General features: G+C 60.1%; 1 protein-coding gene. It reads right to left on the bottom strand.

Annotation, left to right across the window (positions count from 1 at the left end):
* The coding region (locus JKL46_RS34645; protein WP_201842977.1) for a M10 family metallopeptidase C-terminal domain-containing protein at positions 1 to 2027 on the bottom strand (2027 nt) is incomplete at both ends.

The following is a 2027-nucleotide window of genomic DNA, read 5'->3' as shown; positions in this document are numbered from 1 at the left end:
AGATAAAAATCACCTTTGGCGAGCGCGGTGAGCCCAGCCACTTTGACCTGAAAGTCCGCGGCCTTGTCACCATTGATATCGCCGGACAGCACTCCGCCTGAAAACCCGAGTTCCCCAGCCTTTCCACTGAACGCGACCTTGCCGATGAACTTGAAGGCCTGGTTGCCGCTTACCTTGGTGTTGGCGTCGATGCTACGCAGATCAATGTGATCCTGACCACGAACAAAGCCTTTGATGGTGTCGACGCTGGAGCCCCGAGACTCTGTGGCGGACTTGAAGATGAAGCTGTCCTTGCCCGAGCCACCGACCAGCACATCGCGCCCGGCTCCGCCATAGAGTAGGTCATCGCCGACACCTCCGTCGAGAGTATCGTCGCCGCCCTGTCCTGTCAGCGTGTCGTTTCCTGTGCCACCCTTGATCACGTTGGCGGCATTGTTACCACGCAACGCGTCGGCATGGGCGCTACCGATCAGGTTCTCGATGCTTACGTAGATATCGCCAGTCGCATCACCTGTGTTGAGCGAGCGCGATAGAAGATCGGCCCGCAATCCTGCCGCTGCTCCGGCGTAGCTGGCGTAGTCGGAGCCAGTTCCCCCATCGAGCCGGTCCCCGCCGGCGCTCCCATGGAGGACGTCGTTGCCGCCGCGGCCAACGAGCGTGTCATTGCCGATGTTGCCGTTCAGCCGGTCATTGCCGGCGCCGCCCGACACAGTGAGATCCGGGGTGACAAGCGCCGGGGGAGTGACTGTTGGTTCGACAAGGGGGGTGGCGGTCGGTTCAACCGGGACGGTCAAGATGCTGAGAGTGGCCATTGTCGTGCCGGACAAAAGCTCCTCGAAGGAGTAGCGTCCGTCCACGAACTGGAACCATTCGGTGCCCCAGACAATGTCCTTGCCATCCGGCGCACCCGACCGATGGTCAACAACGTGGGTTGATCCATCTGTGAGCTGCGTGACGCCATAGTGCGCGCGTTCGCCGCTGAAAACCGCGGTGTCGCTTCCGACACCGCCATCCAAAACATCGTCTCCCGTGCCACCGGTCAGGGTGTCGGCACCAGTTCCACCCTGCAGGGTGTTCGCGGCTTGATTGCCGATCAGGCTGTCATTGCCGGATCCGCTGACCGCATTCTCAATCAGCGAGCGCGTGTCGTTGTTGTACAGCAACGCATTGGCGATGTTGCCTGTGGCGATCTTCGAGCCATTGTCATGGAGCTTGGCCAGCTGGGTTGTCGAGGTGGTCGTCCATTCCCCGGGGCGCAAATCGACTTTGATGTTACTCCCGTATGACGAGAAATCATAGGTGTCAGTGCCGCCGCCATCCCAGATCGTCTGGAAGATCCGGTTCGCCCCTGCCGCACCTTGGCCGATGCCATTGACGAACATCTCACCCGTGGTCGGACTCCAGGAGTAGGTGGTGCTGGTGCCGTTGGTGGCAAAGTTCGCACCGTACATATGCTGCAGGCCTGCAATGTCATACATCATGAGCGACTGAGCATAGCCGGCGTTCTCGTTCACGTAGCCCGCTGTTGTCGAGGCGCCCACATAGGAGCGGTAGCTCATGACCGTGTACTCCATCGAGTCGCGATCTTGCGGCATGACAAAGTGCTGGTGCGCATGCTCGAGCCCGAGCGCGTGGCCGATCTCATGGATGAACGTCAGGTTGGCGTAGTCGCCCTTCTGCGGCGCGTCATAAGCGCCACTGGAATTGTTGAACCATGCATCCCCACCTGCTGCATTCGTTGTCGGGAAATAGGCCCAGGCCGTGCTGGGTTTATCCGACATTGCAAAGCGCAAATCCGCATGCTGCGTCGCGGTCTCCGGAACTTCCGTGAAGCTGAGATTGGCAACGGAGGTATAGAGCTTGAGGGCAGCCCGGGTCGCCATCTGCTGCGTGGCGTTCAGGGCCTCGAAGTTGCTAAGGGGCTCACCGTCTCCATAGGCGCTGCCATAATAGGAGGCACTGGCCGGAAAGCTGTAGGTGAGGCTGTTGACCGCCCATTTCAGGTCCCCCAAAACACCATCGATGTA

The organism is Microvirga zambiensis WSM3693 (genome assembly GCF_016735695.1).
GTDB classification, from domain to species: Bacteria; Pseudomonadota; Alphaproteobacteria; order Rhizobiales; family Beijerinckiaceae; genus Microvirga; species Microvirga zambiensis.
The sequence above is the reverse complement of the archived record's forward strand: the minus strand, read 5'-3'. Positions and strand labels throughout refer to the sequence as shown.